The following is a 7743-nucleotide window of genomic DNA, read 5'->3' as shown; positions in this document are numbered from 1 at the left end:
CGCGACTGATTGTTGTACCCCCTCGGCCGGTTTCGCCGGTCGGGGCGGATTCACTTCTAAAGAAATTTTGCCAATAGCCCCACAGCGGGCTGTTGCGCGTCGCAGCACTGCGCGAGGAACAAGGGATGTTCTCACCGGCCAACCAGCCTCATTTCAATCTGACCGTCGATGGCATCGACAGCGACTTCCAAGTGCTGTCCTTCACCGGTCGCGAGGCCCTCAACACGCCGTTCGAATTCGAACTGGAACTGGTCAGTGAGAAGGCCTCGATCAACCTCGAAAGCCTGCTGCACAAACTCGCGTTCCTGCAGCTGTCGCCCAGCGGCACGGGGATTCACGGGCTGATCTACAGCATCGCCCAGGGCGAGGCGGGCAAGCGCCTGACCCGTTACAAGATCTCCCTGCGCCCGCAACTGGCGTACCTCGCGCATCGGGTCAACCAGCGCATCTTCCAGCAGATGACTGTGCAGCAGATCATCAGCCAGGTGCTGGAAGAACACGGCATCCTCGCCAGCGATTACCACTTCCAGCTCAGCGCGATTTACCCCGAGCGTATTTACTGCGTGCAGTACGACGAGTCGGATCTGGATTTCATCCAGCGCCTGTGTGAAGAGGAGGGCATTCACTACCACTTCCAGCACACGTCCAGCGGCCACAAACTGACCTTCGGCGATGACCAGACGGTGTTCCCGAAACTCGCGCCGGTGGCCTATCAGCAGGACTCCGGACTGGTTGCCGACAAACCGGTGGTCAAGCGTTTCGGCCTGCGTCTGGCCACGCGCACCAGCCGCACCACGCGCCGCGATTACGACTTCGTCAAACCGAAGATCGAACTGGAAAGCGACGCCAAGAGTTCGGCTCAGCCAGACCTTGAAGACTACGATTACCCGGGCCGTTTCGTCGATCGCGAGCGTGGCAAGCATCTGGCCAATCGCGCACTGGAACGTCATCGCAGCGACTATCGTCTGGCCGAGGGCAACAGCGATCAGCCGATTCTGGTCAGCGGGCATTTCCTCGCCCTGACCGACCACGCCAATCCGACCTGGAATGACCTCTGGCTGCTCACCGAAATCTTCCACGAAGGCAAGCAGCCGCAAGTGCTCGAAGAGTCGGTGACCAGCGACACCACCGACCTCAAGGACGATTTCCACCAAGGCTACCGCAACCGCTTCAGCGCGATCCCGTGGGACGTGCCGTACCGTCCGCCGCTCGATCACCCGAAACCAAAAGTTCTCGGCACCCAGAGCGCGGTGGTCTGCGGCCCTGAAGGCGAAGAGATCTACTGCGACCAATACGGCCGGGTGAAGGTGCAGTTCTTCTGGGACCGCGAAGGCAAGCACGACGACATGACCAGTTGCTGGATGCGTGTCGCGTCGAGCTGGGCCGCAGAAACCTTTGGTTCGATCAACATTCCGCGGGTCGGCATGGAGGTGCTGATCACCTTCCTTGAGGGCGACCCCGATCAACCACTGATCACCGGTTGCCTGTACCACGGCGCGAATCTGCCGCCGTACAAACTGCCGGATTTCAAGACCCTGGCCACGGTCAAGAGCAAGGAATACAAGGGCAGTCGCGCCAACGAACTGCGCATCGACGACACCACCAGCGAGATCAGCATCGCGCTGCGCAGTGACCACGGTGCGAGTGCGATCAACCTGGGTTACCTGACCCATCCGCGCCCGAGCGGTGGTCAGCCGCGTGGTGAAGGTTTTGAGTTGAGAACCGACCGCCACGGTGCGGTGCGTGCGGCCGCTGGTCTGCTGATCACCACTGAGCCACGTCCGAACGAGTCGAAACATCACAAGGATTTGCCGGAAACTGCCGAACGCCTCGCCACCGCGAGCGATCAGCAGGACGGTTTTGCGGTGCAGGCCAAAGAGTTGCAAGCCCAGGAAGCCGGCGATCAGGACGACGTGGCCAAGGCGCTGCACGCTCAGCATCAAGGCGTGCTCGGCAGTGGCCCGGCGAACATGACCGCCAATGAGTTCCCGGAATTCACTGAACCGCATTTGGTACTGGCCAGCCCGGCCGGCATCGCCCTGACCACCCCGCGCTCCAGCCACATCGCCACCGGCGAACACCTGGCGCTGAGCAGCACCGGTCACACCAGTTTCTCCATCGGCAAACGCCTGCTCGCCAGTGCCAGCCGTGGCATGCGCCTGTTCGTGCAGAGCATGGGCTGGCGGCTGGTCGCGGCCTCCGGCGACATCGATGTGCGCGCGCTGAAGGACAGCATCAACCTGCTGGCCAAACTCAACATCACCGCCAACGCCGATCGCATCACCATCACCGCCAAGACAGAACTGGTGATCCAGGGCGGCGGCAGCGCCACCACCTACAACGCCGGCGGCATCACCCACGCCACCAGCGGCCCGTACACCGCGCACGCAGCGAACTTCGCCTACACCGGCGCGAAAAGTCTGGCCGGCGTGTTCCCGGAACCGCCGAAACCGGGCAAGGGCAATCTGGAATTGTTCAACCAATACGCCGGGCGTCAGGGCATCAAAGAGGGCGATTACGAAGTCATCGATGCACTGGGCAAAAGCATCAAGGGCAAGCTCGATGGAAAAGGTTTTGCCAGTGTCGCCGGCGCCGCACCGGGGCCGGCGCGTGTGCTGTTCGGCAAGGATCCGGCGGACACCTGGAGCGATGGCAGTTATATCGGTAAACCGGAGTGGCCGTTGAATCCACCGGGACCTGAAGAGGTGCCGAGTCAGGTGCAAGCGATGGTCGCGCAGGTCTTGCCAAGCAAGAGCTGGGAGATGTTGGAGAAGGGCAAGGACATGGCGCAAACAGGGATGAGTGCAATGCAGACGGCGCAAGGTGCGATGCAAACGGCGCAGCAGGTGAAAGGTGTGGTGCAGGGCGGGGCGGCCGGTTTGCCGAAATTGGCGAGTGCGGCGTTGCCGAGTGCATCGGGGATTCTGGGGGCGGCGAGCAAGGCGGGCAAATTGCCGAGCCTGCCTGCACCGAGTCTGCCAAAACCGTCCTTGAATACCTCGGGCCTGCTGGCGGGTGAGATGCTGTCATGACCACTGAAAATGCTGTAGTAAAACGTGAACCTCAAGTTGCCATCGTTCCCCTGAATGCCATCGACATTCAGGATGTCGCCAGCGGTGCGGCAACCTTCGACGCCTGGCTTCAATCCGCCAGTGGCGGTGTGGTCACTCTTGATCGGATCAAGAACGTTGCGGGCGCATTACCCGTGGTGGGCAACATCATGGCGTTGGTCGATGCGCTGGGTGACATCGTCACGCTGTCGAACGCGCAGAAACGCGACCTGCTCGCGTGGGCCAGTCTGGGTATCAACCTGATCGGTGTTTTGCCGCTGCCACCGGCGATGGCGGCAGCCCGCATGACCCTGCGGCCGACACTGTTTCTGGTGCGCCAGGAGATGAGGGCCAGCAGCAAGTTGTTGCTCAGCACTTCCGTGATCGAGGTGCTGGTCGGTCACCTGAACGCCTCGATTATCGGCACGCTGGATGATTTTGTTGAACAGGCCAAAGGCAAGTTGCCCGGTATTTTGGCGGACGCTGGCAAGCTGGGCGAAGACGTTATCAACGAGATTGCCAAAGGCCTTGAGACGGTGGCTAATGGCAAGCTTGATGCCAAGGGCGATCTCAATGCGGCCAGCGCACAAGCGAGTGCAGCGGTCGATCAATTCAAGAATGATCCCCTTTCATCGTTCGGCAACATCTTCGGTGCCGCGTGCAGCGCTTATAAGGCCGCAGGCAAAGGCTTGGCCAACAGTGCGGCCGATCACCTGCTGCCCGATGACGTGAAGAAGCGGGTTGCCACGGAAACCGCAAAACTGCGGGCGATGGGCCCGGAACTACGCACCCAATTGAGCAAGCTGGACGACGAGTCCGTTCAGAACTCCATCGGTTGGTTGCTGCTGATCCTTTCCAGCGCTGTGACGTTGTGGCGCAAGCGCAATGCCCATGGCCAGAACGCCGCCGTCCACCCGGATAAGACCGGACAGGCGAAGCGTACGGCATCTGAGGGACAGTTGGCCGCCCACGGCCAACAGGCACCGGCGAAAGGCGCGCCCAATCCAAAGAAAGGCCCCTGTGATTGCGCCACGCCATACAGCATCAATTTCGCCATAGGCTCTGAAAGCCTCAGCCATACCGATTTCAGCCTGCCCGGCCCCTTCCCGATCGAATGGACGCGCACCTACAACTCGCGCCTCGAAGCCTACGATCAGAGCGAACTCGGCGCTCGCTGGGTCAACGAATTCACCACACGCTTTGACTGCGTGGACGATGGCCTGACGTTTTACGACGCTGACGGCCGCGACCACAGCTACCCGCTGCCAAAGGTCGGCCTGTTCCACTACGACGCCATCGAAAACATCACACTGGTTCGCAGTGGCGAAGACCAGTTGCTGTTGTGCCGTGGCTTCGAACGCAAGGAAACCTACGTCCGACGTGGCCAGCGCTTTGTGCTGAGCAATATCTCGCTGCGCAACGGCGCCGGGATCATGCTGCATTACGAGCATCGTCACGGCGAACACTCGCTGCTCTCCGACCTGATCACCTATCAGGAAAACGACTTCACTAAAGTCCATCTGCACCTCGGCACAATGATCGACGATCACGGCCGGTTTATCGGCCTCTGGCAGATCGTTGACGGCGAACCGTTGCGACAACTTTGTGCGTACCAATACGACGCCTATGGCGATTTGGTTCAGGCGCAGGACGAGAACGGCGCAGTCTGGTCGTATCAGTTCGAGCATCACCTGATCACCCGTTACACAGACCGCACCGGGCGCGGCATGAACCTGCAGTGGGACGGTTCAACCGCCAAGGCCAAAGCCGTGCGCGAATGGGCCGATGACGGCAGCTTCGACACGCGCCTGGAGTGGGACGAAAACATCCGTCTGACCTACGTCACCGACGCGCTCGGCAACGAGACCTGGCACTACTACGACATCCTGGGCTACACCTACCGCATTCGCTACGCCGATGAGCGTTCGGAATGGTTCTTCCGCGACGAGGCGAAGAATATCGTGCGCCGCGTCAATGCCGACGGCAGCACTGATCGCTACAGCTACGATGAACGCAGCAACCTGCTCGAGCACATCCGCGCCGATCACACGGTGATGCATTACGCGTACGACGATCAGGACCTGCTGATCAAGATCAGCGACGCCGAGGGTGGTCAGTGGCAACGCGCCTACGACGATCAAGGCAATCTGGTCGAAGCGCTCGATCCGCTCGGCAACAAAACCGAATACGCCTACAACAAATCCGGCCAGCCCACCGCGATCAAGGACGCCAACGGCAACGAAAAGACCTTGGACTATAACGACGCCGGGCAGATGGTCGAGTACGTCGACTGCTCGGGCAAGACCAGCGCTTGGGAATACAACGAACTTGGTCAGATGACCCGCTTCACCGACGCTGCCGGCAACGCCACCGAATACGAATACAAGGCCGGCCAACTGGTGCTGATCAAGCACCCGGACAAGACCGAAGAGCGTTTTGAGCGCGACGCCGAAGGTCGGCTGCTGGCGCATATCGACGCTCTCGATCGCTGCACCACGTGGAGCTACAGCGCTGCCGGTTTGATCGCCGAACGTGTCGATGCCGCCGAGCAAACCCTGCGCTATCGCTGGGACCGTCTCGGACGGTTAACAGCGCTGGAAAACGAAAACGAACAACGCGCGCACTTCCACTACGACCCGGTCGGACGCCTGCTCGAAGAGCGTAGCTTCGACGGCCGCAGCACACGCTATCAATACGATGCGCAAACCGGTCGCCTCGCGCAATCGATCAATGGCAACCGTGTGATCTCGGTGAGCTTCGACCCGATGGGCCGTTTGACCGAGCGTCGTGCCACTCTGGGCGAGCAGTCGCAAAGCGAAACCTTTGCCTACGATGGCAACGGTAACCTGGTACTGGCCGACAACGCCGACAGCCGCCTGCAATGGTTCCACGACCCGGCCGGCAATCTGCTGCGCGAGCACCAGCATTATCTCGGTCTGGAAAAACCCACCGTCGCGATCTGGCAACACGAGTACGACGTGCTCAACCAACGAGTCGCCACCGTGCGCCCCGACGGCCACCGTGTCAGTTGGCTGACGTACGGCAGTGGCCACCTGCTCGGCCTGCGCCTCGATGAACACGAACTGATCGGCTACGAACGCGACGACCTTCACCGCGAAGTCGCCCGCCATCAAGGCAACCACCTGCTGCAAACCCAGAGCTGGGATCCGGCCGGTCGTTTGCAGGAACAGTTGCTGGGACGCAGCGACGACAAATCCACGCTGCTCAAACGCGAGTACAGCTACGACGCCGCCGGCCAACTGACCGACATCAACGACAGCCGTCGCGGGCCGCTCGCCTATCGCTACGATCCCGTTGGCCGACTGCTCAGCGCCGCGACGCGCCAAGGCGTGGAAACCTTCGCCTTCGACCCGGCCGGCAACCTGCTCGACGACAAAGCGACAGAAGTTCGCCGCCCACTGGACCTGACCCCACCGCGCAGCAAACTCGCCGATAACTTGCTGCGTGAATACACCGGCACCCACTACGATTACGACGAACGCGGCAACCAGATTCAGCGCTGGCACAACGGCCAACGCAGCGACCTGCGTTGGGACCTGTTTGATCGACTTGTGCATTTCGAAGATCCGCGTCTGTCCGTCGAATTCGCTTACGACGCACTGGGACGCCGTCTGCACAAAAACTCCCGCGCGCACTACAAACAACGTCCTGAAGCAGGTTCCCTCTGGAACAGAAACGAACACGCCCGCAAACAACGCGAACTCGGCTGCGGCTTCACCTTGTACGGCTGGGACGGCGACAACCTCGCGTGGGAAAGCAGTCCGGCACAGAGCGATGGCGAACCCGGCCGCACGGTGCACTACGTCTTCGAACCCGGGACTTTTGTGCCTGTGGCGCAGGCTGTACGGCATGCGCCGATCGATCTGATCGGGTTGCCGGATTACAGCGTTGAATACAGCTTTGATGAAGATCCAGTGTGGAATCACAAGGCGACGGCATTACCGTTTGATGCGTTGGCCTGGTACCAATGTGATCACCTCGGTACACCGCAGGAATTGACGGACGCGCACGGCAATCTGGCCTGGACCGCGCAATACAAGGCGTGGGGACAGGTGACGGAGCAGCGTTCGGAGTGGGCGCGGCAGCATGGCGTGATGAACCCGATACGGTTCCAGGGGCAGTATCACGATCATGAGACGGGGCTGCATTACAATCGGCATCGGTACTATGATCCGGGGGTTGGGCGGTTTGTTAGTAAGGATCCGATTAGCTACGCGGGTGGGTTAAATCTCTATGCGTATGCTCCCAATCCTGTCGGTTGGGTTGACCCTGAAGGACTGACAGGTAAGACGCCAGCCAGCAGGCTTGCAGATAAGGCTCAAAGATTGCCAGCTTCACAGCGTCCGAATACTGTGGCAGTTATAGTGACCAAGGATGGGCGTATGGTCACAGGTCGAAATCAGGGAGGCGTTTCCAATCCTGAAGTCACCGATGCTCTTAAAGGCATTCCACCGAATGAGTTTGATGCGCAGTGTGCAGAGGTCAATGCAATCGCAAGGGCTAAAAATAAAGGTCTGGATTTAGATGGCGCTGAAATCTCGGTGGCTAATGTGAGAGGGAGAAATAGCACAAGCGGCGTGCATGGTACGAATAAACCGCCATGCTCGGTTTGTAACCCCTTAGTAAAGAAATTTAACTTGAATGTTGTCACAGGATGTGGAGGAAAATAATG

Annotated in this window: 2 protein-coding genes; both read left to right on the top strand. The window is 60.1% G+C overall.

Annotated elements, in window-relative coordinates; translation table 11 throughout:
- The first annotated feature begins 125 nt into the window (after positions 1-125).
- The gene (locus QZR14_RS21455) at positions 126-3032 is read left to right on the top strand and encodes a type VI secretion system Vgr family protein (RefSeq protein WP_311997698.1); all 2907 of its coding nucleotides are present in this window, start codon (positions 126-128) and stop codon (positions 3030-3032) included.
- Complete coding sequence (locus tag QZR14_RS21450) at positions 3029-7741, top strand: RHS repeat-associated core domain-containing protein (RefSeq protein WP_311997697.1); 4713 nt, start codon at positions 3029-3031, stop codon at positions 7739-7741. Before QZR14_RS21455 ends, QZR14_RS21450 begins: the two co-directional genes overlap by 4 nt.
- The last annotated feature ends 2 nt before the right edge of the window (positions 7742-7743 follow it).

It is taken from the genome of Pseudomonas sp. rhizo66 (assembly GCF_031931925.1).
Lineage (GTDB): Bacteria > Pseudomonadota > Gammaproteobacteria > Pseudomonadales > Pseudomonadaceae > Aquipseudomonas.
The sequence above is the reverse complement of the archived record's forward strand: the minus strand, read 5'-3'. Positions and strand labels throughout refer to the sequence as shown.